This is a genomic window from Shewanella aquimarina, from assembly GCF_023349185.1.
GTDB classification, from domain to species: domain Bacteria; phylum Pseudomonadota; class Gammaproteobacteria; order Enterobacterales; family Shewanellaceae; genus Shewanella; species Shewanella aquimarina.
Map to the genome: position 1 here is coordinate 187,407 of NZ_JAKIKY010000001.1, position 26,612 is coordinate 214,018.

A 26,612-nucleotide genomic window follows, 5' to 3' on the forward strand; every position below is an offset into this window, starting at 1 on the left:
CAACAATGAAATCAATCAAGCCAATCACCGCTTTAATCGCTCTGCTTGGTGCCTCATCGGCAATGGCTGCCAACCTCACCATCCCCATGGCTTTCGAATACCTTGCCCTAGACGGCAAGAAGGTGGAAGGCAGCCTGTTTAATCACAAATCTGATCTCGAGTTAAGCCAAGGCACGCATAAAATTGCTATCCGTTACCACGACATGGTGCAAGATGACTTCAGCGATAGTGAAAGCTTTGTGAAATCATCTCCCTTCATCGTAACCCTGGCCGTCGATGGCGACTATGACTACCGCTTGCAACCGGCCGAAGGCGAGATCATCAAGAAGCCTAAGGCGTTCGCCAAGTCACCCGCCGTGGTGATCAGCCGTGTCGATGGCGGCGTCGTTAACTACAAGGTTGCCCAAACTGACATCACAGAAGACAGCTTCGTCAGCAAGCTGTTTAATGGCAACTCGGGTCAGGATATCGAAACCGCCGCCGCTGCCGCGACCGGCGCAGGCGTTGCCGCGCAAGCAAGTGCCCCGGTACCGCAGGCAGGCGCTGTCGAAGCCGTTACCCTACCCGCTACATTGCCGACGAACCCAAGTGCAAGCGACGCCGATCATGCTCAGCAGATGTTGCAATACTGGTGGCTACATGCCGACGACAAGACACGTAAAGAGTTTATGAGCTGGGCAATTAAACAGCTGTAAATCCTAGATGGTACCACTCGTCTATCACGCCAGCTATTCACAGCTGGCGTTACCCTACCACCACAGATTTCCCATTACTAAATACCAGGCGCTCTACCAATACCTGCTGGATAGACAGATAGTCGACCCGACCGCATTTCACTCCCCCGAGGCGGTCAGCCTTGAGTGGCTGAAATCGATCCATTGTCCCGACTATGTCATGCAATTTATCGAGCAGCGTCTGCCCGACAAGGCGGTGCGTCGACTTGGATTTCCTCTGAGCGAGCGATTGACTCAGCGGACACTCTACTCTATAGGTGGCACCCATCTCGCCTGTGAGCTGGCAGCAAAACACGGTATCGCTCTGCAACTGAGCGGCGGTTATCACCATGCCCACTATCAATTTGGTAGCGGCTACTGCGTATTCAACGACCTGATCTCTGCCGCCCTACACGCCCAGACACTAGAGGGGATCGATAGGGTGCTGATCTTCGATTGCGACGTGCATCAAGGCGACGGTACGGCCGCCATGGGTCAGGCTCATGACGAGATCTACACCTGCTCCATTCACTGCCAGGAAAACTTCCCGGCTCGAAAGCAAACCTCTGATCTCGATCTGGAATTACGCCGGGGTGTCACCGACGATGAGTACCTTGAGGCCGTGGCACAAACCTTAGAACTCGCGCTGCGCCTCTATCAGCCGGATCTGATTATCTATGACGCGGGTGTCGATGTGCATCAGGATGACAGGTTAGGCCATCTCGATATCACCACAGAGGGGATCTATCAAAGAGACAGGCTGGTGTTAACAAGCGCCAAAACCGTCGGCATTCCTATCGCCTGCGTCGTCGGAGGCGGTTACAACAAGTCGGTAGAGGTCCTCGCCGAGCGCCACGCGCAAGTTTTTATTGCCGCCCATGCCATATGGTAGCAAACTAGATTATGCTTAGTTAAACCGCAACGGAACCCGAGGGAGAAGCTATGCAACTGGAAATTCGCAATTATTACGAAGTGTTGTTGATGGAGATACTGTCAGATGAAGGATTGTTCGACGAGCTACCCGAAGACTATCTTGCCGATCTCTGCTGCGTAACCCTAAACCAACTACCAGTACGTTACATACGTCACCTGGTCGATACCTACTTCTTCGAGGACTATAACGAACTCAAGCAGATGAAGGAGGAGATCCAAACGGCACTGGAAAAATCGAGAGCCTTCTTAAAGTCCAAACTGCCCGAAGAGCAAACTCAAACGGAAGAATCCTGAGGCGGCCAAGGTAAGAGCTTATCTGTTGCTGTTAGCAGCAAGAGTCAACAGCAGGCTATTTTTCTCTGGTGGCGAGTGACTTTCTGATTTCCCGCTTGCCTAAAATACCTTGCTGAGACTCAGGCACGACAATTCGCGCAAACCAAATGCCTGATGTCCTTTGCGTGGACGAGATTGAAACAGATAAGGAGGGTTTTTAGATAACCTATTTATCATCGAGTGTACCACCAAGTGTATCACCTGAGGTATTTCTGAGCTAACTCGTTGATAATATATGAGATTGGAGGTTCCCCTAGAGCCACACCCCGGCACATGAGTCGCCTGCTGCGGTTGCTCCCTTCCGGGCCTGGCCGAGTTCACAAGTTATCATTGCGGGGGGATACAAGGTAAACCCCCATTAACTACTTCAGAAATACCCCAAATCGGGCTAAGTTGTTAATGTCGCACTCTTTGTACCACCAGCTAAACCTAATGGCAAGCAATACACAGTCTCGCAGCACAAGCTAAAGGGTATACGTATCAAGTAAATGAATGGGCTATGGGCTGGCATTGGTTAGACCAACTCTACCAAGTCGCTTTCCCATAGCTCGGATAGCCTTTCAAAAATGATAAAAAAATCTGGGACCGTCTTATTAATATATGACTCTCATTGAGCCCCCCCTCCCCCCAAGGTCATTGAGAATAATTTACCTTATCTTATGGACTTAGAGGTCTAAGGATTTCGATTATTCTTACATCAAATACCACGAATTGCCCACGTAATGACTCTGCGTGATAATCTTCTGGGAACTGTATTGGAATACGAATATCATCCCCTTGTCTTGCACCAATAACTCCTTCTTCAAAGCCAGGAATCATCCTCCCAGAACCTATAACAAGGTCAAACCCTGTGGCAGTGCCACCTTCAAATGGAACTCCATTTAATTCACCAACGAAATCAACGGTGACCTTATCCCCTAATACAATAGGCCCATCTACCGCTGATAGCTGACGTTCAACATTAATCGCTTTTGGCTTACCCTCAACAGACTCGTCGCCTCTATCAGGAGCGTCACTTACAACATATGCTCCCAAACTCACATCACCAGCATAACAAGTCGCACCGGGATTGAATCGATGACCAACGTCGAAATTGCCGCTAGCCATTACATTTTTTACTTTACGCTCAACCGGAGAAACCCATATCGGCTCACCCGATGGATATTCATCATCTGACACCTCAATGGCAGCATTAGACTTACCACCATAACTAGTGATGTTTAACTGCCCTATATACTCACCTGTTATACTCGAAACCTCCTGCTTATCAGATATGACTCCAACAAACTCGTAAGATTTACTAAGGATAAGGTTCCCTAGTTTCCAAGCAATTCGTGATCCATTAAACGAAATAACACCAAGACCTCTCGATTGAATCTCCATTGCCAATGTGATTTTTTTCATTACCCCTTGCTGATCTCTTCTACTAGATGGAACACCTCCAATAGAGAACCCTGAATTAAAACCACTAATGCTTCCACCATTGAAAACTATATCTGAGCCGTTTCCCTTTAACCGAATGCCAGCTTTTGAGTTAACTGATACTTCTTGCCCTAAATACTCCATGCATAAGCGCTTTATCTCTATTGGCTCATCACCGACAGACTCAATTATCAGTGAGATTGTTCTAGGCTTAGCTCTAATTTCAAACCTCGCAGCAGTACTGACAATGTCATGCTCACCGACAATCCCTCGAAATACATTTCTACTCACATATGCAATAGGTTTAGAGCCGTTATCATGAAAAATGGCATTCAAAAAAATAGGAGCGTCAGGTTGATTGGAAGGTTCAAACCAAATGATAGGCTTTCCGTACAAACTCAAGACAATGTTAGCTAATGAGCAATGCATATTCCCCATCTTGATAACCGCTTTGTCTTGAGAAGGACTAAGACTGTTTCTGATAAAGCCTTCTTTTTTAGCAAATGGTTCAGCTTTCGCAGCCCAAACACGCTTTTTAGACCAACGCCTCTGAGTAACATTGTCATGACAACCTGAACAAAGTAGGGTCATCTTATCCGGGTCGTGGATTTTGGCATCTTTAAACTCAGGGTCTATGTGTTCATAATCGACAAAAGGATTCCCACAGAAGACACACCCATAACCAGCTTCCTTTCTTATCTGTGCCCGTACTGCTGGAGGTATAATCCTCTTCAAACCAAACCTATTTATCTTTTTGCTCATCCTAATCCCTTATACAAATCCGATAATGGTGATTCATTGAACTTTACAATAAACCATAAGCTGTATATGTGGCTTCCCTAACATATTTGTTGCTTATAAATTACGCGAAAACAATTGTCCGATGAAACAAAACAGCACCTAAAGGTTAATCGTAAATGGTAGGGCAACAAACCATCGTTTAATGACACCAGACAATGAGAGAGCAATCACAGTCCAACAACCTAGGGCTTTAACTTGTTGACACCAACATTTATAGTTGACACCAATTGTTGACACCAAAGGAAAGGATTATGAGAACATTTGCTTATTGTCGTGTATCTACACTTGAGCAGAATGCAGAGACACAAGCCCACCAGCTAAAAGAGAAAGTACCTGAACTCAGACCTGACCGAGTGATTAGTGAGTCAATCTCAGGTGGTGTAATGGCAATGGAACGCCCCGAATTTAAGAACCTAGTTGAGAACAAGCTTGAAGCTGGTGACAGGTTGGTAGTCTTAAAGCTCGACCGATTAGGCCGCAATGCTATCGATGTGCTTTCAACGATTGAGTTACTGACTAAGAAAGGGATTAGCGTCCAATCGCTAGACCTTCCAGTCTCAAACCTAAACTCCCCAGAAGGTAAGCTCATGCTCTCGCTAATGACAGCCTTTGCTGAGTTTGAGAAGGATAGGATCAGGGAGCGCACCAACGAAGGTCTACAGCGCGCAAAAGCAGAAGGTAAAAGACTGGGTAGACCAATGGCTGACTCCACCGTACAGGCCGTTTTAGACGCTAAAGCTAAAGGGTTATCACAAGCTAAAGCGGTGAAAGCAACAGGCTTATCGCTATCTACAGTTAAGCGCTATTGGAACGGCAGAAAGGCCTCTTAACAATCTCTGGATAGACAATGAGCAAGGACGCTCTAAGAAGCCAAATACCAGACGGTTACGATTAACCTACCCTTCTTACTCCCTCCCCTTTATCTCTCCATAGCGGATCAATTAGAGGGCTGCTTACGGCATACTCTAGTTGACCCATGACAGCAACTAGCAATGACCTCTTTGGAAATTGCAGAACTAACAGGCAAGCAGCACAGCCACGTCAAGCGTGACATTCGATTGATGATGGTGGGTTTACCAAATGAATTTCATCCAAAACTGGATAATATTCGCAGCGGCGGTAGAGGCCGACCCGCTGAGCATTACTGCCTAAATAAAGACCTAACGCTGACCCTTATCTCTGGCTATGACATGGCTATGAGGTACAAGATTGTTAAACGCTGGCAACAGCTAGAAGGGATTGTGAGATTAGACCTATCCTTCTTAAACAAACCAAACCTTCCCAACAGATAACTATCAACAACGGTCTTCTTCAATCATCTTTCTTGTCCGTTACCCTGTTAATGCCTCCATCCGTGCCCCTTACTAAGCCATCAAGTAGTCCGTACCTGACCCCAATCTATTTATCCCCCCCTTAAGAATAAGGAGGCGTAAGTCCTCACGGTTTTCTTCACTTCGTAGTAGGAGCATGAGTCTTGAAAGTTAACAAAAACCAAAGAGAACTATTAGATAAGATAGTCTTGAGCAAAGAGTGTTTCGATAGGCGCGAGAATACCTTTCAACTAAACGATTCAGCGATAGGGAGAAGCTTAAAAGTCTCTCGGGACAAGGTTGGTCGTCTAATGCGAACACTTAAAAAGCAAGACGTGATTAGAGAGATTGTTGGGGCAGACCAATCTACAGCCTTAATGTTAAGCCTATCCGTATATGCAAGATTGCACCCTATAGAACATCACTTTCACTCTATCCTATGGTCTCTTCGTGATTACAATGAAGCGATTAACTTCACCAAAAAAGAGAGACAAATAGGCTGGTTCATTGACCCAGAAACAGGAGAGTGTCTAAGTAAAATCTATAAGCGTTGGTACGCACTTTATACTAATTACATCGAAGACTATTTCTACGACCGTTTTGGACCGTCAATGGAGTCAAGAAGGGTTGAAAGAAAACGGCACTATCTTGATCCCCTCTGTGAAGCATCAAAGGCTTTAGACACCAATGATACAGAAGAGACAGCTGAAACCTTTGAACTGTATGACAGCTACAACAAGCCGACAATCAAAAAGCTATCCCCAAAACGATTCAAAGAAGTCGTTGCTAGCCTCCCCTCAATAGTCATAGGACTAGAGTTCAAGAATGCGGCTTAACCAAAAGGTCACCCTTTAGTTTTCTGAAACATATCGCTTTAGTCCATATGAATATGGGTCATACATCACCTAAACCTCTACATCCCTTGGTACATAAGGGTTTTAGGCCTTTTGTGGGTGTGCGTTTTTTTCTGGGTGTAGTCAACTGTCAGCCAATGGCGGAGCACAGCAGGTCTATTGAATGCACGACCTTAAATAGCCCAAAGCACACAGTATCAACACCATGCATTTGCAAGGATTAAGCATCCCCCCAATCTAGAGCCTTAACTAACTTCAACATGTTCTCAACCTTGTACTCTTTACCGTACCGGTCAAAGGTTATCGAGCCATGAGCATGACCAAGTAACCCTGCCACTAGGTCAGAACTATACTCTTTATGCTTAAGCTGAGTGGCGACCGCGTGACGAATACCGTGCAGGGTGTCCCTCTTAGTCCAACCAAGCTTTGCCTTAAAGGTACAAAACCATTTAGATACTTGATGGGAATACCCCCTAATAGCTTGCCTCCTAAGTTCAGGAAACAGTCTCTCCTGCCCGCTAAGCCTTTGCTTTTCTGCGTACTGAAGGAAACCCATAGCGATTAGTTTAGGGTGAATTGGAATGACACGTTCGCTAGTCGCAGTCTTAATAGATTGGTCTGAGTGTGTCGCTCTAATCAAGATGCAGGGGTAACCGTCAATAACGATGAAGTCATCTAAGTAGAGTTGAGCTAGCTCCCCTAACCTTGCTCCAGTATAAGCCGCGAGTCTAGGTAGCCATGCTCTATAGGGGAATTTAAGCTCAGAGGTAGGAGGGAGCTCTCTGAATAGTTGCTTGATTTTAGCCTCGCTTAAAGCATCCCTAGCCTTTGACGTCTTGACCTTAGTAGACACCTTAATACTTAAGCCTGCCATAGGGTTACCAGTACCGTAATGAAGGCCAGCCCAATGTAATAGTGCTGAGACGCGAGTCAATCGCTTGTTAACTGTAGATACTGATAGGTCAGCTTTAGAGGAGAAGTATCGCTTGTACTCCAATGCCTTAGCCAAGGTGAATTGATCAAGCCGTATGTCGCCTAAAAGACTAACCATATCCTTAAACGTCATACGGTTAACTTGTTCACTATGAGGTGACCAAGAACCTTGCTTAAGTTTCTCTTGGCAAAACTCTTCCACAACTTGAGTGAGTCTGGGTAACTTTGCTTTGCGAGTGCTGACAGCGCTTGTAGTAACTGGGGCCGAATCTTTGGTGGGGGTTAAGGTATGAGTCGACTCCTTGCTTTCGAGGCTACCAGCTTCGGCAACACTTTGTAGCTGACTCAACACCCGCCAAGATTTGCGAACAGCTTCCAATCTGTCTCTGGTGGCGAGTGACTTTCTGATTTCCCGCTTGCCTAAAATGCCTTGCTGAGCTTCAGGCACGACAATTCGCGCATACCAGATCCCATGACGAGATTGAAACAGATAAGGAGGATTTTTAGATAGACTATTTATCATCGAGTGTACCACCAAGTGTATCACCTGAGGCATTTCTGAGTTAACTCGTTGATAATAGTTAGAATTGGAGGTTCCCCTAGAGCCACACCCCGGCACATGAGTCGCCTGCTGCGGTTGCTCCCTTCCGGGCCTGGCCGAGTTCACAAGTTATCATTGCGGGGGGACCCTAGGGTCACCATAGATGCTTAAGCAATTAAATCCTTAAGACGGCGTGCATTATCTACTATGGCAGCCCGGCGATCAAGTCAATAACCAAGAGTAATCACCAGAATAGGCCCAACTGCCGAATCTATAAACAAAAGCCCGCGAGTGCGGGCTAAATTCCATCGACCTTTGGCGTCGCTACGGGTGCCACTACAAATGTCACTACAGAGACAGGATCGCCCTATTCTGTTCAAGCACCTTGGGGCCGATACCTTTTACCCGGGTTAATTCTTCAATACTATTGAAATTACCATGGGCATCTCGGTATTCCACAATGGCAGATGCCTTAGCTTCACCTATACCCTTGAGTTGAGTCAACTCTTGGGCGCTTGCGGTATTGATATTAACCTGGGTCAGGCTCGCCTGGGCCGTGTCAGCAGGTATAGAAACCTGTTCGGCAGCCAGAGCGGGAAAGAGGGAAAATGACGCCACGACGAGCGCGGCTAAAAGTAGGTTTTTCATTGAGGGGCTCTCCTTAAATGTCCTTATGGTATGCATGGCCAACAATCCTTTTTCCTCGGCCACCTCGAAAACATAGAACAGCTTCAAAAATTTCGCCAATACGTGACAGCCAAACAAACCGCGCAGGGCTCGCCGAGATATAGATCACAAAATAAATTATATTAATTTATTTCAGTCTGTTATTAATTAGCACCCCTTTACCCAGCCGTCGTAAAAAAAATTGATCGCCAAGCGTCACTACCGCGTGATCAACGCCTCATATGACTCAAACAAGGCGAGGCAGATCACGCCACCAAAAGTGAAATATGTAGCTTTGCCACATAAAAATTTTGTTGCGCAGCGCAACCGCTAGGCTAGTGTAGAGCGCCAAAATAATAATTAAGGAAACCCTATGTCCCTCGACACCACACAAGAGGCGCTCGCCGCACCACCTAAGTCGGCGCCTCAAACCAACTTGCCCATCTTGTTTGGCGATATCCTACTCTTTGTCTTGCTCTATAACTTTCTACCTTTCGAGCCTGGCGTAAATACCGGCATTGCCATCTTGGTCTTCGCCGCCGTGCTCTGGTTGACCGAGGCGATTCACATCAGCGTCACCGCCATTCTGATCCCCATCATGGGGGTGTTGTTAGGGGTATTCGAAACTAAGGCGGCCATGAGCAACTTCGCCAATCCTATCATCTACCTGTTCTTCGGTGGCTTCGTGCTGGCCGCAGCGCTAAGTCATCAAGGAATCGATAGACGCATCGCTCAGAAGGTATTAACCGCCTCCAAGGGTAAGCTCAGCATCGCCTGCATGCTACTGTTTGGGATCACAGCCCTGCTCTCCATGTGGATCAGCAACACGGCCACCGCGGCCATGATGCTACCACTTGCGCTTGGGATCCTGAGACAACTGGATTTCAAGGAGCACAGAAGCACTTACCTCTTCATGCTGCTGGGTATCGCCTACTCGGCCAACATTGGCGGCATAGGCACTCTGGTCGGTAGCCCGCCAAATGCGATTGCCGCCGCCCAGGTGGGCCTGAGCTTCGCCGACTGGCTTGAGTTTGGTCTTATAACCGTTGCACTGATGCTGCCTAGCATGTTGATTGCCCTCTATCTCTACCTTAAGCCCAATCTGAATGTGGTCTGTGAGATCCCCAAGAGCAACGAGCATCTCACCATGCAGGGCAAGCTTACCCTGCTGATCTTCATCACCACGGTCTGCTGCTGGATCTTCAGCAAGCCCATCTCCACCTCGCTGGGGGGAATTAAACAATTCGACACCATAGTGGCACTGGGCTCGGTAGTGATGCTCGCGGGGCTTGGCCTGGTCGACTGGAAGAAGATAGAGAAAACTACAGATTGGGGCGTGCTGATCCTCTTCGGCGGCGGTCTCACACTGAGCGCCATCCTTAAGGCCACGGGCACCAGCGTCTTCCTGGCACACTGGGTGACTGATATCTTTGGTAATACCCATATGGCGCTGTTTACCTTTGCGGTGATCTTCTTCGTGGTGATGCTGACCGAATTTGCCAGTAACACCGCCAGCGCCGCCCTCTTGGTTCCCGTATTTGCCGCCATCGCCGAGGCCCTTGGTTTGTCGCCTGTGATGCTCTCCGTACTCATAGGTATCGCCGCATCCTGCGCCTTCATGTTGCCGGTCGCCACGCCGCCGAACGCCATCGTGTACGGCTCTGGCTTTATCAAGCAATCTGAGATGATGCGCGCCGGGGTGATCATCAACTTCATCAGCATGTTGGCGCTCTATGTGATCGCCCATCTGTTCTGGACCATCTAAAAGTAAAAAGCCTGCAATCGCAGGCTTTTTTATTGATCGAAGCTAACGGCTCACATCACTGTTATCGACTCCAAGCTTTAGGCTATTCTCCGAAGGCCTGCGCCAGATCGGCAATGATGTCATCGCTGTCTTCCAGGCCTAGGGAGATCCTCAACAGGCTATCGCCTATGCCAGCGTCCATTCTGGCCTCTGGCGAATAGGGGGAATGCGTCATAGAGGCAGGATGCTGGATCAACGACTCGGCATCCCCCAGACTGACCGCAATTTTAAAGAGCTTGAGTCGATTAGCGAACGCCTTGGCGGCATCGAAGCTGCCTTTGAGTTCGAAGGCGACCACACCGCCGGCCCTGAGCATCTGCTTACCCAGCAGGGCATGGCCCGAATGTCCCTTGAGGCCAGGATAATAGACTCTGGCCACCTTAGGATGCTGCTCAAGGTAATTAGCTACCCGCTCGGCGTTATCGCAGTGGCGCGCCAGTCTCACATCTAAGGTCTTGAGCCCTCTTAGGATCAACCAGGCATCGTGCGGCGAGATCACCCCGCCGATATCCTTAAGCACCTCAAGCTTGACCTTAGTGATCATCTCCTCGGTGCCACAGACGATTCCGGCGATCACGTCACCATGACCGTTGAGATACTTAGTCGCACTGTGGATCACCATGTCTATCCCCATGCTCAGCGGGCGTTGCAACAGTGGCGTCATAAAGGTGTTGTCGACGATACTGACCAGCTGATGGCGCTTGGCCAGTGCTGCAATGGCGGCGAGATCATACACATCCAGATGGGGGTTAACGGGCGTCTCGCAAAACAACGCCTTAGTGTTGGGGCGAATGGCCTGCTCTATGTTGGCCACCTCGCAAAAATCCACTAGGGTAACCTCGATACCGAAGCGTTTAAACTGCTCTGTCATCAAGGCAAAGGTACAGCCATAGACAGCCTTGGATGCGACCAGGTGGTCACCTTGACTTAGGTTAGTCAACAGGGCCGCCGACACCGCCGCCATGCCAGATGCGGTCGCGGCAGCCGCCTCGCTGCCTTCCAGCACAGCCATCTTGCGTTCGAGCTCTGCCGTGGTGGGATTACCGAGACGAGTGTAGATATAGCCTTGTTGTTCGCCGGCAAAGCAATCACCGCCCTGCTCGACATTCTCAAAGGTAAAGGTGGCACTTTGCACCAAAGGGGATACCAAGGCGCCATGCTGATTGGCCTCATGCCCAGCATGGATCACCTGAGTGGCAAGTTTCCATTTATCTTGCATACACTTTCTCCGTCATACTCGCTGCCTATTATTGTTGGCTTATATTTATTGTCTTGGCGTGGCAGCGATGCACTAACTTGCCCAGTTTCGGGGCATAGAGTAAACCTGTCGCGAAAAATTATCCCCTACTTAGATGTAAAATCTTTGTTACGAACAGGCGTTTTACCTAGGACGCTGAAAGAGAAGTCTTTCAGCTCGCCAAGCAAAGCTGTGTGTATCTTGCTTAGCTTAGGTTGAGATTCTGGCGTAAACACCACGGGACGACACAGGCGCATGGTCTGATAGCCTAAACGTGCGGTAAGCAGTCCGCCGCCTAGTCCCTGTGCCAACCTGGCGGAAAGCTTGCCCGAGATCTCCAGCGAAAACAGCTGAGTCCCGATATCTGTGACTAGCTCACTGGTACCTGCGTAGATGATGTTAGTGATCACCGACCGGATAAGCTTGATGCGGCTCCAGTAACCCAGCTCTATGCCATAACACCTCGCCAGCTCAGCTATCATCTTCTGGTTGCGCCAGAGTATGAGCGCCATATCCAGCACAGCAATAGGACTGGCCGCCAACAGGAGTGCCGACTCACTGGCATATCTATGCACTAGCTTCTTCGCCTTGGCATCGACCTGTGGCAGCACGCTGCTCTCGAACAAGATCAAGCGCTCGGCGTCGTTATGCTCCTCGTGCACTAGGCGATAATAGCCCTTGGTATCGATATCTTCAGGCAGGTTCGAGATCAGCTTATCGATGAAGCTGTCTGCCTCGCCTCTCTGCATACTCTGAGATAAGCGCTCACTTACCGCCTGGGCCTCTTCTACCGCACGCAGCCGCCTTAATTGACGCCACTCTTTAACGCCTATGGTTATCGCCCACAGACTGACGATGGCCGTGACGCCGCCATAGAGGCCAAACAGCCAGGGGCTTTGCCCCCATGCCTCTTTTAAGGTCAGCACTAGCTCCACCAGCAATATGCTTCCTATACCGAGCAATGATGCCTTAGCCAGCCAGGACCATGAACGCCGACGCGCACCAGATGGCGACTTGCTAACGATGCCGTCAAGCTCAGGCACCAGTGCCTGAAGCGCCGCTTCGTCGAGTTCGCCTGTCTCGGCATCCTCGAACACCACCTGATCATCGAAGCGCTCTGCCGCCTTGAGCTGAGTAACGCTTAAGGCCTGCTCTGGCTCGAACACTTGCTTCTTTTCAATCTGCATATCGGCTTTACTCATAACGCTTTTCGGTGCCCTCTTTGCAATGCATACTTTCTAACAGCTAGCTTTCTAACAACTAGCTCTCTACACCTAAGTGCTCGATTTAACTCAGCTTGTCGCCGAGCAAAAACTGCAACAGGTGATCCAGGCGTATATGCTCAAACTGCGCCTGATGGCCAGACTCGGCCAGTCGCGGCGGGGCGAAATCGACAAACTCAAATCCTTGCTTTCGCCAGAAATCGCCACCAGGTAAGTGAGTGGGGACTTCGCCGGGGAACATGGTCACCTCTTGGTTTGAAGCAAGCTCTATCCCCTTCACCACCTCGACCGATTTTCCCTGGCTCTGCACCATGCCGTGCTGAGTCGCCTTGATGGCACTGATCGCCATCACCTCGACGTCGCATCCCTCAAACTGGGCGTGTTGCTGACTGCGTTTCACCAGATGAGACAAAAGCGACAACACATTGCTCTGCTGATCCCGGGTGATGTGATCGACCTTACTGGCAGCAAACAGCAGCCTGTCGATCCGAGGCGCGAATAGTCGTCTCAGCAGGTTGGACTGGCCGAAATGAAAACTCTCCATGATGGCGTCGATCGCCCCTGTCATATCATCAAACTGTGCCTTACCTCGATTGAGCGGCGTGAGGCAATCGACCAACACCAACTGGCGGTCGAACTTCGCAAAGTAGTCTCGATAGAAGGGTTTCACCACCTGGCTAACATAGCTGTGATAGCGCTGCTTCAACACCTGATAATAGGAGTGCTTCGGACTCTCTTCGGCCGCATCTAACTCGGTCTCACTGAGATGCAGCAAAGGAAAAAACGCTAGTATGGGCGTATCTGCGAGCTCTCCCGGCAGCAACATGCGGCCGGGCTGCGCATGATAGAAGCCTTGCTGCTCGACTAAATCCACCAGCAAGGCCTGATAGAGACTGGCGATATGCTTTAACTTGAGTTCATCGGCGTTCTGGGTCAGGTCTAGCGCTCTACATGCAGACACGAAGGCCTGATAATGGGCACTCTGGGACAACACGGCATCGCGGCGCGCCTGCGTCTGGCACCAGGCCTTAAAGCTCAGCTTGAGCATAGGCAGATCCAGCAGCCATTCGCCGGGGTAATCCACTATGTCCAAATAAAGCGTCGCGCTGTCGGTAAATTTCGCCCTAAAGCCTGCCGAAGGCTGGTATCGAATGGCCAGGCGCAGCTCGCTGATGGTACGGGTCGATTGTGGCCAGGCAGGCTTCTCGCCGCATAAAGCGCTCATGGCGCCCTCATAGTCGAAACTCGCTATGGTCAGATCCGGCTGTAGCGCACGTTTCACCCCGTGTAAGCGCCCCTCACGGGAGACCTGTAATAGTGACAGCGCATTGTGGCGCTGACCGACACCGGCATGCAGCAGTTGATTGACCAGTCCGGTAATAAAGGCGGTCTTTCCCGCGCCCGATAAGCCAGTCACCGCCAGGCGAACATGATTGTCCGTGGTGCGTTTAACCAGTGACTTGGAGTGATGGCCGAGTTGACGAAGTGAGCGGTTAAATGAATTCATCATTTGCTTTTACTATTGGCTAAGGGCTTTATGGCTAAGAGCTTATAGCTAAAGGCTAAAGGCTAAAGGCTAAAGGCTTCTAATCTTAATACGGCTAAGGGCGGTATACACCGCCCATTGAAAGGATTTAAAGATTGTTGATCTGTTGTTTAAGATCGAAGCTGTCCGAGGTGACGTGCCTTTCAAGATGCTGCAACCTAAGTTCTAAATCGCGGAACTGGTTGTTGACGTCTCTCAAGGCGGCCTTAGCCGGCTCTCCTGCCTGCCATACCTTCTTCTTCACCTCGATCTCCTTGTGTTGTTGCTTGTTCTTTGCGCTGCCGGGTTTGATATCCAGAATCATCCAGAGTAGTACGTAGATGATAAGAATAACCCCCGATCCCCCAAGCAAAAATATCGATGCGGCGACCACTCTGACCAACCAGGTTTCGAAGTTGAAGTAGTCCGCTATCCCTGCGCACACTCCAGCTATCTTGCCTGACTCGGGGATTCGATATAAGGGTCGTCCCTTAGATTCGCTCATCTCGATTCCTCCACTGCGGGGCCTCGCTATCTAAAATCGCTTCCAATGTCTCTATGCGTTGGGCCATTTTATCAGCTTTGCCAATTAGCTCATTGAGCTGAGCATACTCTTCTTCAGTGAGTCCCTGGCTCACTTGGCGTTTGCTACGATAGTGCAGAACCAGCCAGATGGGCGCCACCACTACCATAAAGATAATAATTGGGGCTATTAGTAAATCCAAATCCATAACTCACCTCAGAATTGTTGTTATTTAGTCTGTTTCTTGGCTTTTGCTGCTTTTACCTTAGCCTTCAGGGCTTCTAGCTCTGCACTAACGGCATCTTCAGCTTCCAGCGCGGCGAATTCGTCATTCAGTGTCTTCTGGTTACCCAGATCATAGGCTTCCACCTGTGACTCCAGCCCTTCGACACGACGCTCATACTGCTCGAAACGGCTCATGGCATTGTCAATTTTGCTCGAATCCAGCTGACGCTTCACTTCCAGGCGAGAAGACGCAGTCTGCTTACGCATAATGATAGTCTTCTGACGTGCCTTGGCGTCGGCCAATTTCTCTTGCAGCAGGTTCACTTCCTCTTTCAGGCGTGCGATCTGCTCTTCGACAACCACTAGCTCCTGCTCTAGGGTGCTTGCCAGCTCACTGGCCTTTTGCTTTTCAAGCAGCGCGGCCTTGGCCAGATCTTCACGGTCTTTCGACAGTGCCAGTTCTGCCTTATCCTGCCAATCCTGAACCTGCTCCTGCACCTTAGCGATACGACGAATGATCTCTTTCTTCTCTGCCAGTACCTTGGCCGAGGTAGAACGAACTTCCACTAACGTATCTTCCATCTCTTGGATGATCAGGCGAACCATTTTTTCTGGATCTTCTGCTTTATCGAGTAATGCGCTGATATTCGAGTTAATAATATCTGCAAAGCGAGAGAAAATTCCCATAATACTGTCCTCAAATTTATGTTGGTTTCGCCTAGATTAATACATTAAGTGTGCCAACTTAACTATACCGATTAAAAACAATCAGTTAAACATATTTATAACTTTTTCTTTATTTTATTTCACAGGGCACATATTATAATTTTCACCAATAATTAGCGTGAAAGACTAAAAAATAAAGTGGCCAATCAATTTCAACAAGACAACCTCATAGGTCAGTCGAACGCTCTACTGGAAGTCCTTGAGCACGTTTCAAAAATTGCACCCTTATCTAAGCCGGTCTTAATTATTGGCGAGCGCGGAACCGGTAAAGAATTGATCGCCGAGCGCCTACATTATCTCTCCAAACGCTGGGATCAAAGCTTTATTAAGCTAAATTGTTCATCGCTCAGTGAAAATCTATTGGAGAGCGAGCTCTTCGGCCACGATGCCGGCGCCTTCACCGGCGCCAATAAGAAACACGAGGGACGGTTCGAGCGCGCCGATGGCGGCACCCTGTTTTTAGACGAGCTAGCCAACACCTCTGGTTTGATCCAAGAGAAACTGCTTCGCGTCATCGAATATGGCGAGTTTGAACGTGTGGGGGGCAGCAAGACGGTACAGACGGATGTGCGTCTGGTATGCGCGGCCAACGAAGATCTGCCCTCACTGGCCGAAGCGGGGGAATTTAGGGCCGACCTACTCGACCGCCTGGCGTTCGATGTGATCACCCTGCCGCCGCTGCGCCATCGCCCGGAAGATATCATGCCCCTGGCCGAATATTTCGCCATAGGTATGGCTCGCCAGCTGAAACAGCAGCAATTTGACGGCTTTAGTCGCAATGCCATCGAGCAATTACTGGATTATCACTGGCCGGGCAATATCCGTGAGTTGAAGAACGTGGTCGAACGCGCCGTCTACCGTAATACGGATCTGGAAGAACCAATCGACAGCATTATCATAGATCCCTTTGCTTCCCCTTATAGACCGACCAACCGCGTCAAGACCAAGTCCCGTCAGGCGCAGAGTGAACAGGCCATTGAGCAGGAGAGTCCAGCGACGCCCGCTACCGAATCAACGAACAAGGCTAACGACCTAGATATCAGCTTCCCACTGGACTTTAAAGAGCATTGTGAGCAGCAGGAGATCATGCTGCTTAAGAAGGCGCTGGAATCAGGGCAATACAACCAGAAGAAGACGGCGGAGCTGCTCGGACTCAGCTACCATCAGCTGAGAGGCATCTTAAAAAAATACAACTTACTGGACAAATAAGACCAGCAGGGGCAGATGATGTTTGCCCCTGACTCCATCCCACTGTTAAAATAAACCTCTCCATTCAAATAACTATTACATCTGCTGATGAAAGAGCTGCTCAAACGTCTCACGTTAGGTTCGGCGTTTTGTTGTATCGTGCCACTGTTGTCGGCCTGTGGACCGACGCGAGTGCCCTCGGGATTGGTCTATTGCTCTGAAGGCAACCCTGAGTCCTTCAACCCCCAATTGGTCACCTCTGGTACCACGGTCGATGCAACCTCACAGCAGCTTTACGACGGTCTGGTGGATTACGACGCCAGAACCGGTGAGATGACCCCGTCTCTCGCCACCTCCTGGCACCTCAGCGATGATGAGAAGGTCTACACCTTTGAGCTTCGCCAGGACGTGCAATTTCATCGCTCCGACATATTTACCCCGAGTCGCAACTTTAATGCCGACGATGTGATTTTCTCTTTCAACCGCATCATAGATACCGACAACCCCTATCACTTTGTCTCTAAAAGCGGTTATCCCTTCTTCCAGAGTATCGGCTTTGCCGAGCTTATCGACGACATAGAGAAGATTGACGATTACCATGTCGCTTTTCATCTCAAGCATAAGGACGCCTCTTTCCTCTCTAACCTGGCAACAGGCTTTGCGGTGATCCTCTCTAAAGAATATGCCGACCAACTCCAGCGCACGGGCCAGGAAGAGTTGCTGGATAGACAGGCCATAGGGACCGGGCCCTTCAGGCTGATCGATTACGTCAAGAACGACTTCATTCGTTACTACCGTAATCCCTACTATTGGCGCCTGACCCCAGAGGTCGACCAGCTGGTGTTTGATATCACGCCAAAGAGCACCACTCGCCTGGCCAAGCTTATCACCGGCGACTGTAACGTCTCGGCCCTGCCTAAGGCCGGTGAGCTGCCGGTAGTAATCGAGAAAGAGGATCTCGAGGTGGAGTCGCTCCCCGGATTTAACGTGGCCTTCTGGGCCTTTAATACCGAGCGGATCCCCTTTAACGATGTCAGGGTACGCCGCGCACTGGCCCACGCCATAGACAAAGAGAACATTCTCAGGGCCGTGTATCAGAAGACGGCCGAAGAGGCCGTGGGCCTGCTGCCGCCACTCTCCTGGGCCTACTCGGCCAACGAGAAGATGATCGATTACAACCCTGAGAAGGCGCGCGAGCTCCTTAAAGAAGCCGGGGTAGATAAGCTCACCATAGACATCTGGGCCATGCCGGTCGCGCGTATCTACAACCCTAACGCCCACAAGACCGCCGAACTGATCCAGGCGGATCTGGCCAACATAGGCGTCAAGGTCAATATCGTCAACTACGACTGGAGCGTCTTCAACCAGAAGCTGAGCCAACGCGGTTACGATTCGGTCTTAATCGGATGGAACGCCGATAACAGCGATCCCGACAACTTCTTTACCCCTATCTTGAGCTGCGCCTCGGTGGGCTCAAATAGCAATCGCTCACGCTGGTGCGACCCCGCCTTCGACCATATTCTCAATGCGGCCAAGTCCACCACAGACAGAGAGAAACGCGCGCGCCTCTACCAGGAGGCAGAGCAATATGTAGCAGAGCAGGTGCCTTTGCTCCCCTTCGCCCACGCCACGCGCATGGTAGTGAAACAGAAATCGGTAACCGAAGCTAAGCTAACCCCCTTCGGTGGCATCTCCTTTACCAAGACTTCCCCAAATCGCCCTGAAGGCGATAACAAGGAGAGCAACTAATGGCCAGATATCTGATCCGCAGGTTAAACCTTTTCCTGGCAACCTCACTGGTTCTCTTCCTGGTAATGTTTATCGTTACCAGCAAATTTCCCGTCGAGCATACCTTTGCCTTGACCGGACTTCAGTCGCCGACCAGCCAGGAGCTGGCACAAATAGAGAGCGATTATCAACTCGATAGCTCACAGCTGCATCAGTTTTTTGCCTACCTACAGCAGCGCTTATCGGGCAACCTGGGGATTTCGGCCACCTCGCAGAATCCGGTGATCGATGAGCTCACCGCCGTGCTGCCCGCCAGTTTCGAGTTGGGGATTGTCGCCGGGCTGATCGCCCTGGTGTTGGGTCTGCCTCTTGGGGTACTGGCCTCTCTGAGCAAACATAAGATCACCCAACACACCATCATGGCCATCACCTTAACTGGCTATTCCATTCCGGTATTCTGGCTCGGTCTGTCGCTGTCGCTCTGGTTTGGGGTGCAGCTGGGCTGGCTGCCAATTTCGGGGCAGATCAACCTACTGTACGACATACGCCCGGTGAGCGGCTTTTTGCTGATCGACACCCTGCTGTCGGATTCGCAGTACGCCACCTCGGCCTTTATCGATGCCCTGCTGCATATAATCTTGCCGGCGGTAACCCTGGCAGTACTGCCCTTTACCGTGGTGGTGCGGATCACCCGCGCGGCGATGATCGCCATCATGGAGCAGACCTATATTAAGGCCGCCGAGGCCCGCGGCCTTCACACCAGCATCATAGTGCTGCGCCACGCATTGCCAAACGCCTTTATTCCCGTGCTGAAAAACCTCGGCCTTATGCTCGGCGCCTTCGCCAGTTATGCTATGGTGGTGGAGGTGATCTTTAGCTGGCCTGGCGTGGGCGCCTGGCTGGTCTCAGGGATTTACCAAAGGGATTATACTGTGATACAGGGTGGGATCCTCGCCGTCGCCTTAATCATCATCTTCTTAAGCATTCTTATCGAGGTGATCCATACGGCAATGAACCCCCTCAGCAGGAAAGAGCTCTATGCCGCAAATTAAAATCTACCAGGAAGACCATATCCCCTCGCCGCTGAGCCGGATCTGGTCCGCCTTTACCGACAACCCCTTCGCCTTTGCCGGGCTCTGGGCCGTCTGTTGTCTGCTGCTTCTGGCTCTATTTGGCCCGCTTATCGCCCCATATAGCCCTGAACATCAAGACCCCTTGGCGTTGCTACTGGCGCCCTCCTGGGAGCCCACAGGCACTGTGGAGCACTTCCTCGGCACAGACGACTTGGGCCGCGACATCTTCAGTCGCCTACTCCATGGTGCTCATCTGACCTTCGGCATGGCACTGGCAATCGTTATCACCGCCCTGCTACTGGGTTTCATCATAGGTTCTATCTCGGGCATGATGAAGGGACTCAAATCGAGTATCTTGAGCCACCTGTTAGACGCCCTGTTATCTATCCCTTCGCTGCTGATGGCGATTCTAGTGGTGGCGGTCACAGGACCAGGGCTTGGCAACGTCTTCTGGGCCGTAGGCATCGCGCTTACCCCGCAGTTTGTCCGCGCCATTCATCAGGCGGTACACGAAGAGTTACAGAAAGAGTATGTCACCGCCGCCAGACTCGATGGTGCCAACAGCCTACAGATCTTCTGGTATGTGATCCTACCAAACGTCATGGACACCATGATCATTCAGACAACCTTAGGGATCTCGGCCGCTATCTTGGATATCGCCGCACTGGGCTTCCTTAACCTAGGGGCTCAGGCACCTAGCCCGGAATGGGGCGCCATGGTGTCTCAGGGGTTGGACAACCTGCTCACCGCTCCCTGGACGGTCACCATTCCCGGCGTCGCCATTCTCTGTAGCGTGCTAGCCATTAACCTGGTGGGAGACGGACTGCGTTCGGCCCTCTCGCCGATTCGCTCCTAACGAGACACTGCTATGCCATTACTGGACATTAGAAACCTCACCATAGAACTGGATACGCCCCATGGCCGCGTCAAGGCCCTGGAGCGTGTGAGCCTCACCCTGAATCCGGGCGAAGTCCACGGCCTGGTGGGCGAGTCGGGCTCCGGCCGAACCTTGCTGGCCAAGGCCATCCTGGGGATCCCGGGACACAACTGGACCATTCAGGCGGATCGCATGATGTGGGATGGCCAGAACCTGATGGACATGTCGCCCAGCGAACGCCGCGTGCTCATGGGCAGCGAGATGGCGATGATCTTTCAAGATCCCATCAGTAGCTTAGACCCGGCGATTGCCGTCGGCACCCAGATCATCGAGGCGATGCCAGAAAACAAGGAACTCCCCTGGTGGAAACGCGGCAGCGATAAGCGAAAGAAGGCTCAGCAGTGGCTGCATAAGGTAGGTATCAAAGAGACCCAGAAGATCATGTCCAGCTACGCCTGGGAACTCTCCGACGGCGAATGCCAGAAGGTGATGATCGCCATCGCCGTTGCCAACCAGCCCAGGCTGCTCATCGCCGATGAGCCGACCAACTCGATGGAGGTTCGCACCCAGGCGCAGATCTTCCGTCTACTGAGTAAGCTCAATCAGCTACAAAATGTATCTATCCTGTTGATTAGTCATGAATTAGAGACGCTTTCTCAGTGGTGCGACCGGCTAACCGTCATGTACAGCGGTCAGGTGATGGAATCTGGGGTCACCAGTGAAGTGATCGCCAATCCCTATCACCCTTATACCAAGGCGCTTTTGGATAATATTCCCGATTACTCCAATCCCGAGCACCACAAGACCATGATGCAGACCCTACCAGGCTCGGCGCCGGCACTGCAGCATCTGCCCATAGGTTGCCGACTCGGCCCCCGTTGCCCTCAAGCGCAGAAGCTCTGCGTCAACCAGCCTAGCCTGTGTCACCAGAAAGATCGCTATTTTGCCTGTCATTTCCCTTATCACAATGAGCCATGCCATGAAGAGCCCCTTACTAAAAGTTAATCGACTGAGTAAAACCTTTTTTGCCGGCTATAAGGGATTTAAGCGCCAATATAACCACGCATTGGAGCCCATCTCCTTCGAGCTTAATCGCGGCGAGACCCTGGCAATTGTGGGCGAAACCGGCTCGGGCAAGAGTACCCTGGCGCGTATCTTGGTGGGTGCAGAACAGCGCACCGATGGCGAGATCTTGTTTGAAGGCGAAGCCCTAGAGAGCCGCAACCTGAAGCAGCGTTGCAGGCTCATTCGGATGATTTTCCAAGACCCCAACACCTCGCTCAACCCGCGCTTGACAGTCGGTGAGCTGCTGGATGAACCCTTAAGGTTCAATACCGATCTGGACAAGCAGGCACGCTTTGCCCAAGTAGTCGATACCCTGCGCAAGGTCGGCCTGCTGCCGGAGCACGCCGACTTCTACCCTCACATGATCTCAGAGGGGATGAAACAACGGGTAGCGGTAGCTAGGGCCTTGATGTTAAACCCAAAAATCATCATTGCCGACGAGGCGTTAACCGCGCTTGATCTCTCGGTTCGCTCACAAATTCTTAACCTCTTGCTCAAGCTGCAGCAGGAGATGGGACTCTCCTACATATTTGTGTCCCACAACATGAATATCATTCGCCATTTCAGCGATAAAATTATGGTGCTGCACCAGGGCAAGATGGTGGAAAAGGCCACCACGGAGAAGCTATTTAACGCCCCCGAACATGAATATACTCAGCGTCTGATCCAGGAACAGACCATGTTTTCCTACAAGCGTTAAACTGATCCAACCACTGGAACATTAACGTCTTATTATTAAAAAAGGTGTGCCATTTCAGCTTGGTTTAATTATCCTTATGGCACTTTTTCAAGAGAAGCAGAAACATGATAATCAAACCCAAAACACGTGGCTTTATTTGTACCACCACTCATCCGGTTGGCTGTGAAGCAAATGTACTAGAGCAAATCAACATCACTAAGGCAAAAGGCCCTGTCGCCAACGGCCCTAAGAAAGTATTAGTGATCGGCTCTTCAAGTGGCTATGGTCTATCTTCGCGCATTGCGGCAGCCTTTGGCAGCGGCGCGGCAACCCTCGGCGTCTTTTTTGAAAAACCAGGTACCGAGACTAAGCCTGGTACGGCTGGCTGGTATAACTCAGCGGCCTTCGATAAGTTTGCGAAGCAAGACGGTCTCTATTCTAAGAGCCTGAACTGTGATGCCTTCAGCCATGAAGCCAAGCAGAAAGCGATCGAGCTGATCAAGCAAGATCTGGGTCAGGTAGACATGGTCGTCTACTCACTGGCCTCTCCGGTAAGAAAGCTGCCTGACAGCGGCGAACTGGTGCGCTCATCTCTGAAGCCGATTGGCGAGCCATACAAATCTACTGCGGTTGATACCAATAAAGACCTGATCATCGAAACTAGCGTAGAGCCAGCTACAGAGCAAGAGATCCAAGACACTGTTACCGTCATGGGCGGTCAGGATTGGGAGCTGTGGATCAATGCCCTGGCCGAGGCCGGTGTTCTGACCCCAGACTGTAAGACAGTTGCTTACAGCTACATAGGCACAGAGCTGACCTGGCCTATCTACTGGCATGGTGCCCTGGGCAAGGCCAAGATGGACTTAGATCGCGCCGCACACGAACTTAACGACAAGCTATCGGCCACTGGCGGTAGCGCCAACGTTGCCGTACTTAAGAGTGTGGTCACTCAGGCGAGCTCGGCCATTCCTGTGATGCCACTCTACATCGCCATGGTATTTAAGAAGATGCGCGAAGAGGGCCTACACGAAGGCTGTCAGGAGCAGATCAACCGTATGTTCCACGAGCGCCTCTACCGCGCCGATGGTGCCGCACCAGCTGTCGACGAGGCTAACCGCCTGCGCCTGGACGACTGGGAACTACGCGAAGATATTCAGCAGCATTGCCGTGACCTATGGCCAACCATCACCACAGAGAACCTCAGCGAACTCACCGACTATCGTGAGTACAAGGAAGAGTTCCTCAAGCTATTCGGCTTCGGTATCGAGTCTGTAGACTATGACGCCGATGTGAACCCAGAGGTGAACTTCGACGTCGAGCAGTTCTAAACCGCTTGCTCATCGATAAAAAGCCACGGCCATTGCCGTGGCTTTTTGTTTGCTGGCTTATTTTCCCTGAAGCGCCTCAGAGGCACGATCAGGCCGCAATTGGTGAAACCTGCTATATCGCCCTCATAAAGCTGCCTTCTCTCAGCCCTGCGCTTGTAAGAGACGTCATGAAAAGGCTAAAGACAATCTCCCTACCTATCCCCCATAGAAGATAATCCAGAGTAATAGTTGTAACGGTAAATGCTAACCGCTACTGGATAGAAGCCGCGGCCATACACTCGATAGAAGGAAGTTATCGACACTCACCTCCCCTACCAAATCGGTGGAAATACCTTCTAAACAGCAACTCAGGCTGATCTCCCTCTAGTCGGATTGTCGCTCTAAACACACAGGCAACCGAATTGAATGCCATCGGGCCAAATCTTAGCAACAAAAAAGCCAGTCACAGGGACTGGCTTTTATTCACTTATTTCGCTTTTGAAATAGTTACTCGGCTGGTGTGTAAACCACTTCCGCCTGAGCCTTCAGCGCCGCGATAAGCGCGCGGTAATCATTTTCACTGTACTGTGAGTTCAGACGTTGTTTGAGTGCCGTTACCAGGCTCTCATCCACACTCTCGGCTTGATTCACCTTATCGAGGATCACCACGGCATAACCGTTAGCCAGCGCCGCAGTATCAACCACGAATTGACCAGCAGGCTGCGCCATCTCGAATGCCTTGCTGACGATAGAGGTATCGATACCTTGCTCGCCACGGCTCAACTCGGTACGAGCTAGCATATCCGCTGGAACTTCGCCGCCCTTGATGGCCGTCATCATCTCTTGCGCCTGGTCGCGTGCCAGCTCGTTGGCCTTATCTTGCTTGAGGCGCTCGATGATTGTCGCCTTCACTTCGGCAAATTCCATAGTACCCGCCGCAGCGTGCTTGTTCACACGCACCACGACCACATGGTTATCACCCAGCTCAATCACATCACTGTTCATGCCGTCGAGCAGCACAGTATTAGAGAACGCTGCCTTGATGACGTCGGCCGAGTTAAGCGGCTCAGGTGCGTTGTCACGGGTAAATACCGGGCTGGTCTTCACCTCAACGCCCACTTCTTTAGCCGCCTCGGCTAGCGTATCAGGCACTTCATAGCTCACGTCAGACAGGCGCTGTTGCAAGGTATAAAACTCGTTAACTGCCTTGTCTTGCTGGATCTGGGCAACGATCTTGTCTTTCACCGCCTCAAATGGAGAGGTAGATGCCGCCTGTAGATCCAGTAGCTTGATGATATGGTAACCGAAGCTAGTCTTCACTATGTCTGAATACTGACCCTTTTCCAGGGCGAATAACGCCTGATCGAAAGGTGATTCCATCACGCCCTGCTCAAACCAATCCAGCTTACCGCCTTGCTCACCGCTGAAGCTGTCGTCAGAGTCAGTCTTGGCTAATGCCTCGAAATCTTCACCCGCCTTGAGCTTAGTCATGATCGCTTCGGCCTTAGCCTTAGCTGCATCTTCGTCATCACCCAGGCTCACCAAGATATGCGCGGCAAGACGTTTCTCAGGCTGCAGATATTGCGCCTTGTTCTCGTCGTAATAGGTCTTAGCATCTTCATCGCTCACCTGAACTGCCGAGGCCAACTGATTGGCACTTAGCTCGATATAATCCAGTGCGATGGTCTCAGGACGCACGAACAGTGACTGGTTTTGCTGATAATAGGTTTTCGCTTCTTCGTCGCTCACGCTTACAGCGGCCAGCATAGGCTCGGCATCGACCACATGGTAACGAATGTCACGGGTTTGTCCCTGGATCTTGGCCAGATACTCGGCTTCACCAGGCAACACGAATTCAGAACCGACAACCGTCACCACTAACTGACGACGTGTCATGTCACCACGCATCATGTCGCGGAAGCTGTTGGCCTGATAACCTAGCTGACGAATAAGCGCAAGGTAACGGTCGTTGTCAAACTTGCCATCAACCTGGAAAGCCGGCTCATTCATGATAGCCGCCTTGATCTGTTGATCAGACACGGTAAGCCCTAAGTCGGCAGCGGCTTGATCCACCAACTTGTCGGCGATCAGGCGCTCTAATACGTTCTGCTTTACACTCGCCAGGTAGCTTTCGTTGCTGGCCAATGTGTTGTACATGTCACCCAGTTGCTGCTCTAATCGAGCTCGCTCGCTTTGATAGGCTTGCTCCAGTGCAGATTTACTGATCTCTTCACCATTAACCGTGGCCGCGCTCGGCTCAGAAGATGAACCCAAATAGCTACTCACGCCAGTAAATGCAAAGGACAGAATAACAAGAACGAGAATGCCTTTAGCAATCACGCCCTGTGAGCCTTCGCGAATCTTTTCTAACATCAGACTTCTCGCTCGTTGCAATAAAAATAAAAAGGCGCATCACCTATTGGAGGATGCGCCATTTCTGTAATTTGTAGACCTAGTTTACACAGTGCGTAATGTTAGGCCAACGGCTTGATAATGAGGGTATACATTATCAAAACCCTTACTCGTAAAAAGCACTGCCTAAACAGTGCTTATCAAACTACTCATAAGGTTTACAAAGGCCACCTTAACTAAGTGTTTCTTAGTTAACAGCGTCTTTAAGTGCTTTACCGGCCTTGAATGCTGGAATGTTTGCCGCAGCAATCTTGATCTCTTTACCCGTCTGTGGGTTGCGACCAGTACGCTCTGCGCGTTGACGCACTTCGAAAGTACCAAAACCAACTAGAGAAATTTTATCGCCATCTTTTAGGCCGTCAGTCACAGCAGAAATAAAAGAATCTAGAGCACGACCAGCTGCTGCTTTAGAAATATCAGCGCCAGAAGCGATTTTCTCGATTAGTTCAGATTTGTTCATGTCATCCCCTTGAATTTAATTTTTGCGCCGCAACCAAATCCTTCTCTAGAGCGG

The 26,612-nt window shown here is 50.7% G+C and carries 26 protein-coding genes and 2 other RNA genes; 14 read left to right on the forward strand and 14 right to left on the reverse strand.

Translation table 11 applies throughout. From position 1 onward, the window contains the following. Nucleotides 1-5 precede the first annotated feature (5 nt). The 3 genes from L2731_RS00735 to L2731_RS00745 are packed head-to-tail and all read left to right on the forward strand — an operon-like array spanning nt 6 to nt 1,940. Complete coding sequence (locus tag L2731_RS00735) at nt 6-695, forward strand: DUF2057 domain-containing protein (RefSeq protein WP_249251400.1); 690 nt, start codon at nt 6-8, stop codon at nt 693-695. A 7-nt stretch (nt 696-702) separates the two neighbouring features. After that, nucleotides 703-1,605, forward strand: coding sequence for a histone deacetylase family protein (locus tag L2731_RS00740; RefSeq protein ID WP_249251401.1), 903 nt, complete (start codon nt 703-705; stop codon nt 1,603-1,605). Between the two features lie 50 nt (nt 1,606-1,655). Continuing rightward, complete coding sequence (locus L2731_RS00745; RefSeq protein WP_041509400.1) at nt 1,656-1,940, forward strand: late competence development ComFB family protein; 285 nt, start codon at nt 1,656-1,658, stop codon at nt 1,938-1,940. A gap of 55 nt (nt 1,941-1,995) precedes the next feature. Here the strand turns inward: L2731_RS00745 and L2731_RS19585 are convergent, their stop codons facing one another. The 3 genes from L2731_RS19585 to L2731_RS00755 form a co-directional block, all read right to left on the reverse strand. Beyond that, nucleotides 1,996-2,115 (reverse strand): DUF6538 domain-containing protein, encoded by a 120-nt coding sequence (locus tag L2731_RS19585; RefSeq protein ID WP_415836998.1) that lies wholly within the window; start codon nt 2,113-2,115, stop codon nt 1,996-1,998. A gap of 114 nt (nt 2,116-2,229) precedes the next feature. Further along, nucleotides 2,230-2,326, reverse strand: an RNA gene (gene ffs / locus L2731_RS00750) — signal recognition particle sRNA small type. Between the two features lie 310 nt (nt 2,327-2,636). Then, a complete protein-coding gene (locus L2731_RS00755) occupies nt 2,637-4,163 on the reverse strand; it encodes an HNH endonuclease signature motif containing protein (protein ID WP_249251405.1) in 1,527 nt (508 codons plus the stop codon). A 290-nt stretch (nt 4,164-4,453) separates the two neighbouring features. On the opposite strand from L2731_RS00755, the gene L2731_RS00760 reads away from it, so the two are divergent. From L2731_RS00760 to L2731_RS00770, 3 genes are all read left to right on the forward strand, one after another. Beyond that, nucleotides 4,454-5,032, forward strand: a complete 579-nt coding sequence (locus tag L2731_RS00760) for a recombinase family protein (protein ID WP_249251407.1) — start codon at nt 4,454-4,456, stop codon at nt 5,030-5,032. Between the two features lie 162 nt (nt 5,033-5,194). Continuing rightward, entirely contained in the window at nt 5,195-5,494 is a 300-nt protein-coding gene (locus tag L2731_RS00765) for a Rha family transcriptional regulator (RefSeq protein ID WP_249251409.1), read from the forward strand. A 182-nt stretch (nt 5,495-5,676) separates the two neighbouring features. After that, the gene (locus L2731_RS00770) at nt 5,677-6,348 is read left to right on the forward strand and encodes a hypothetical protein (protein WP_249251411.1); all 672 of its coding nucleotides are present in this window, start codon (nt 5,677-5,679) and stop codon (nt 6,346-6,348) included. Between the two features lie 238 nt (nt 6,349-6,586). Here the strand turns inward: L2731_RS00770 and L2731_RS00775 are convergent, their stop codons facing one another. The 3 genes from L2731_RS00775 to L2731_RS00785 form a co-directional block, all read right to left on the reverse strand. Then, nucleotides 6,587-7,822 (reverse strand): site-specific integrase, encoded by a 1,236-nt coding sequence (locus L2731_RS00775; RefSeq protein WP_249251415.1) that lies wholly within the window; start codon nt 7,820-7,822, stop codon nt 6,587-6,589. A 73-nt stretch (nt 7,823-7,895) separates the two neighbouring features. After that, nucleotides 7,896-7,992: signal recognition particle sRNA small type (ffs, locus tag L2731_RS00780), an RNA gene on the reverse strand. A gap of 196 nt (nt 7,993-8,188) precedes the next feature. Continuing rightward, nucleotides 8,189-8,488: a ComEA family DNA-binding protein gene (locus L2731_RS00785; protein WP_041509562.1), complete on the reverse strand. Its 300-nt coding sequence runs from the start codon at nt 8,486-8,488 to the stop codon at nt 8,189-8,191. Nucleotides 8,489-8,879: 391 nt separating this feature from the next. Here L2731_RS00785 and L2731_RS00790 point away from each other — a divergent pair, with 391 nt between their 5' ends. Further along, nucleotides 8,880-10,271, forward strand: coding sequence for an SLC13 family permease (locus L2731_RS00790; RefSeq protein ID WP_249251417.1), 1,392 nt, complete (start codon nt 8,880-8,882; stop codon nt 10,269-10,271). An 82-nt stretch (nt 10,272-10,353) separates the two neighbouring features. On the opposite strand, the gene megL is transcribed toward L2731_RS00790, so the two are convergent. The 6 genes from megL to pspA all read right to left on the reverse strand — a co-directional run bounded on the left by megL (nt 10,354) and on the right by pspA (nt 15,730). Further along, on the reverse strand, nt 10,354-11,529 hold the full coding sequence (gene megL, locus L2731_RS00795) for a methionine gamma-lyase (RefSeq protein WP_249251419.1): 1,176 nt from the start codon (nt 11,527-11,529) through the stop codon (nt 10,354-10,356). A 125-nt stretch (nt 11,530-11,654) separates the two neighbouring features. Then, nucleotides 11,655-12,749, reverse strand: coding sequence for a TIGR01620 family protein (locus L2731_RS00800; RefSeq protein ID WP_249251421.1), 1,095 nt, complete (start codon nt 12,747-12,749; stop codon nt 11,655-11,657). A gap of 85 nt (nt 12,750-12,834) precedes the next feature. After that, nucleotides 12,835-14,277, reverse strand: a complete 1,443-nt coding sequence (locus L2731_RS00805; RefSeq protein ID WP_249251634.1) for a YcjX family GTP-binding protein — start codon at nt 14,275-14,277, stop codon at nt 12,835-12,837. Nucleotides 14,278-14,404: 127 nt separating this feature from the next. Then, the gene (gene pspC, locus L2731_RS00810) at nt 14,405-14,800 is read right to left on the reverse strand and encodes an envelope stress response membrane protein PspC (protein ID WP_144200503.1); all 396 of its coding nucleotides are present in this window, start codon (nt 14,798-14,800) and stop codon (nt 14,405-14,407) included. Then, on the reverse strand, nt 14,787-15,026 hold the full coding sequence (pspB, locus tag L2731_RS00815) for an envelope stress response membrane protein PspB (protein ID WP_041509393.1): 240 nt from the start codon (nt 15,024-15,026) through the stop codon (nt 14,787-14,789). Before pspB ends, pspC begins: the two co-directional genes overlap by 14 nt. A gap of 20 nt (nt 15,027-15,046) precedes the next feature. Then, nucleotides 15,047-15,730: a phage shock protein PspA gene (gene pspA / locus L2731_RS00820; protein WP_011866293.1), complete on the reverse strand. Its 684-nt coding sequence runs from the start codon at nt 15,728-15,730 to the stop codon at nt 15,047-15,049. Nucleotides 15,731-15,907: 177 nt separating this feature from the next. On the opposite strand from pspA, the gene pspF reads away from it, so the two are divergent. The 7 genes from pspF (at nt 15,908) to fabV (ending at nt 23,707) form a co-directional block, all read left to right on the forward strand. Then, nucleotides 15,908-16,978, forward strand: coding sequence for a phage shock protein operon transcriptional activator (pspF, locus tag L2731_RS00825; protein WP_239851371.1), 1,071 nt, complete (start codon nt 15,908-15,910; stop codon nt 16,976-16,978). 87 nt (nt 16,979-17,065) lie between these two features. Beyond that, a complete protein-coding gene (locus L2731_RS00830) occupies nt 17,066-18,706 on the forward strand; it encodes an ABC transporter substrate-binding protein (RefSeq protein WP_249251423.1) in 1,641 nt (546 codons plus the stop codon). Then, nucleotides 18,706-19,737: an ABC transporter permease gene (locus tag L2731_RS00835; RefSeq protein WP_249251424.1), complete on the forward strand. Its 1,032-nt coding sequence runs from the start codon at nt 18,706-18,708 to the stop codon at nt 19,735-19,737. The genes L2731_RS00830 and L2731_RS00835 overlap by 1 nt, the downstream gene beginning before the upstream one ends. Further along, nucleotides 19,724-20,614, forward strand: coding sequence for an ABC transporter permease subunit (locus tag L2731_RS00840; RefSeq protein WP_220071820.1), 891 nt, complete (start codon nt 19,724-19,726; stop codon nt 20,612-20,614). Before L2731_RS00835 ends, L2731_RS00840 begins: the two co-directional genes overlap by 14 nt. Nucleotides 20,615-20,626: 12 nt before the next feature. Then, on the forward strand, nt 20,627-21,640 hold the full coding sequence (locus tag L2731_RS00845; protein ID WP_041509387.1) for a peptide ABC transporter ATP-binding protein: 1,014 nt from the start codon (nt 20,627-20,629) through the stop codon (nt 21,638-21,640). After that, complete coding sequence (locus L2731_RS00850) at nt 21,615-22,400, forward strand: peptide ABC transporter ATP-binding protein (protein WP_011866299.1); 786 nt, start codon at nt 21,615-21,617, stop codon at nt 22,398-22,400. The genes L2731_RS00845 and L2731_RS00850 overlap by 26 nt, the downstream gene beginning before the upstream one ends. A gap of 104 nt (nt 22,401-22,504) precedes the next feature. Further along, nucleotides 22,505-23,707, forward strand: coding sequence for an enoyl-ACP reductase FabV (gene fabV / locus L2731_RS00855; protein WP_239851377.1), 1,203 nt, complete (start codon nt 22,505-22,507; stop codon nt 23,705-23,707). Nucleotides 23,708-24,193: 486 nt separating this feature from the next. Here fabV and ppiD read toward each other — a convergent pair whose 3' ends face one another. Both ppiD and L2731_RS00865 read right to left on the reverse strand, forming a co-directional pair. Then, nucleotides 24,194-26,059: a peptidylprolyl isomerase gene (ppiD, locus tag L2731_RS00860; protein ID WP_249251427.1), complete on the reverse strand. Its 1,866-nt coding sequence runs from the start codon at nt 26,057-26,059 to the stop codon at nt 24,194-24,196. A gap of 226 nt (nt 26,060-26,285) precedes the next feature. After that, nucleotides 26,286-26,558: an HU family DNA-binding protein gene (locus L2731_RS00865; RefSeq protein ID WP_011866302.1), complete on the reverse strand. Its 273-nt coding sequence runs from the start codon at nt 26,556-26,558 to the stop codon at nt 26,286-26,288. Between the last annotated feature and the right edge of the window lie 54 nt (nt 26,559-26,612).

What these genes read in the sequence shown, in the direction of transcription:
- L2731_RS00735 (WP_249251400.1), top strand. Translation starts at nt 6, where the DNA reads ATGAAATCAATCAAGCCAATCACCGCTTTAATCGCTCTGCTTGGTGCC.
- L2731_RS00740 (WP_249251401.1), top strand. Translation starts at nt 703, where the DNA reads ATGGTACCACTCGTCTATCACGCCAGCTATTCACAGCTGGCGTTACCC.
- L2731_RS00745 (WP_041509400.1), top strand. Translation starts at nt 1,656, where the DNA reads ATGCAACTGGAAATTCGCAATTATTACGAAGTGTTGTTGATGGAGATA.
- L2731_RS00755 (WP_249251405.1), bottom strand. Translation starts at nt 4,163, where the DNA reads ATGAGCAAAAAGATAAATAGGTTTGGTTTGAAGAGGATTATACCTCCA.
- L2731_RS00760 (WP_249251407.1), top strand. Translation starts at nt 4,454, where the DNA reads ATGAGAACATTTGCTTATTGTCGTGTATCTACACTTGAGCAGAATGCA.
- L2731_RS00765 (WP_249251409.1), top strand. Translation starts at nt 5,195, where the DNA reads ATGACCTCTTTGGAAATTGCAGAACTAACAGGCAAGCAGCACAGCCAC.
- L2731_RS00775 (WP_249251415.1), bottom strand. Translation starts at nt 7,822, where the DNA reads ATGATAAATAGTCTATCTAAAAATCCTCCTTATCTGTTTCAATCTCGT.
- L2731_RS00785 (WP_041509562.1), bottom strand. Translation starts at nt 8,488, where the DNA reads ATGAAAAACCTACTTTTAGCCGCGCTCGTCGTGGCGTCATTTTCCCTC.
- L2731_RS00790 (WP_249251417.1), top strand. Translation starts at nt 8,880, where the DNA reads ATGTCCCTCGACACCACACAAGAGGCGCTCGCCGCACCACCTAAGTCG.
- megL (WP_249251419.1), bottom strand. Translation starts at nt 11,529, where the DNA reads ATGCAAGATAAATGGAAACTTGCCACTCAGGTGATCCATGCTGGGCAT.
- L2731_RS00800 (WP_249251421.1), bottom strand. Translation starts at nt 12,749, where the DNA reads ATGAGTAAAGCCGATATGCAGATTGAAAAGAAGCAAGTGTTCGAGCCA.
- L2731_RS00805 (WP_249251634.1), bottom strand. Translation starts at nt 14,277, where the DNA reads ATGAATTCATTTAACCGCTCACTTCGTCAACTCGGCCATCACTCCAAG.
- pspC (WP_144200503.1), bottom strand. Translation starts at nt 14,800, where the DNA reads ATGAGCGAATCTAAGGGACGACCCTTATATCGAATCCCCGAGTCAGGC.
- pspB (WP_041509393.1), bottom strand. Translation starts at nt 15,026, where the DNA reads ATGGATTTGGATTTACTAATAGCCCCAATTATTATCTTTATGGTAGTG.
- pspA (WP_011866293.1), bottom strand. Translation starts at nt 15,730, where the DNA reads ATGGGAATTTTCTCTCGCTTTGCAGATATTATTAACTCGAATATCAGC.
- L2731_RS00830 (WP_249251423.1), top strand. Translation starts at nt 17,066, where the DNA reads ATGAAAGAGCTGCTCAAACGTCTCACGTTAGGTTCGGCGTTTTGTTGT.
- L2731_RS00835 (WP_249251424.1), top strand. Translation starts at nt 18,706, where the DNA reads ATGGCCAGATATCTGATCCGCAGGTTAAACCTTTTCCTGGCAACCTCA.
- L2731_RS00840 (WP_220071820.1), top strand. Translation starts at nt 19,724, where the DNA reads ATGCCGCAAATTAAAATCTACCAGGAAGACCATATCCCCTCGCCGCTG.
- L2731_RS00845 (WP_041509387.1), top strand. Translation starts at nt 20,627, where the DNA reads ATGCCATTACTGGACATTAGAAACCTCACCATAGAACTGGATACGCCC.
- L2731_RS00850 (WP_011866299.1), top strand. Translation starts at nt 21,615, where the DNA reads ATGAAGAGCCCCTTACTAAAAGTTAATCGACTGAGTAAAACCTTTTTT.
- fabV (WP_239851377.1), top strand. Translation starts at nt 22,505, where the DNA reads ATGATAATCAAACCCAAAACACGTGGCTTTATTTGTACCACCACTCAT.
- ppiD (WP_249251427.1), bottom strand. Translation starts at nt 26,059, where the DNA reads ATGTTAGAAAAGATTCGCGAAGGCTCACAGGGCGTGATTGCTAAAGGC.
- L2731_RS00865 (WP_011866302.1), bottom strand. Translation starts at nt 26,558, where the DNA reads ATGAACAAATCTGAACTAATCGAGAAAATCGCTTCTGGCGCTGATATT.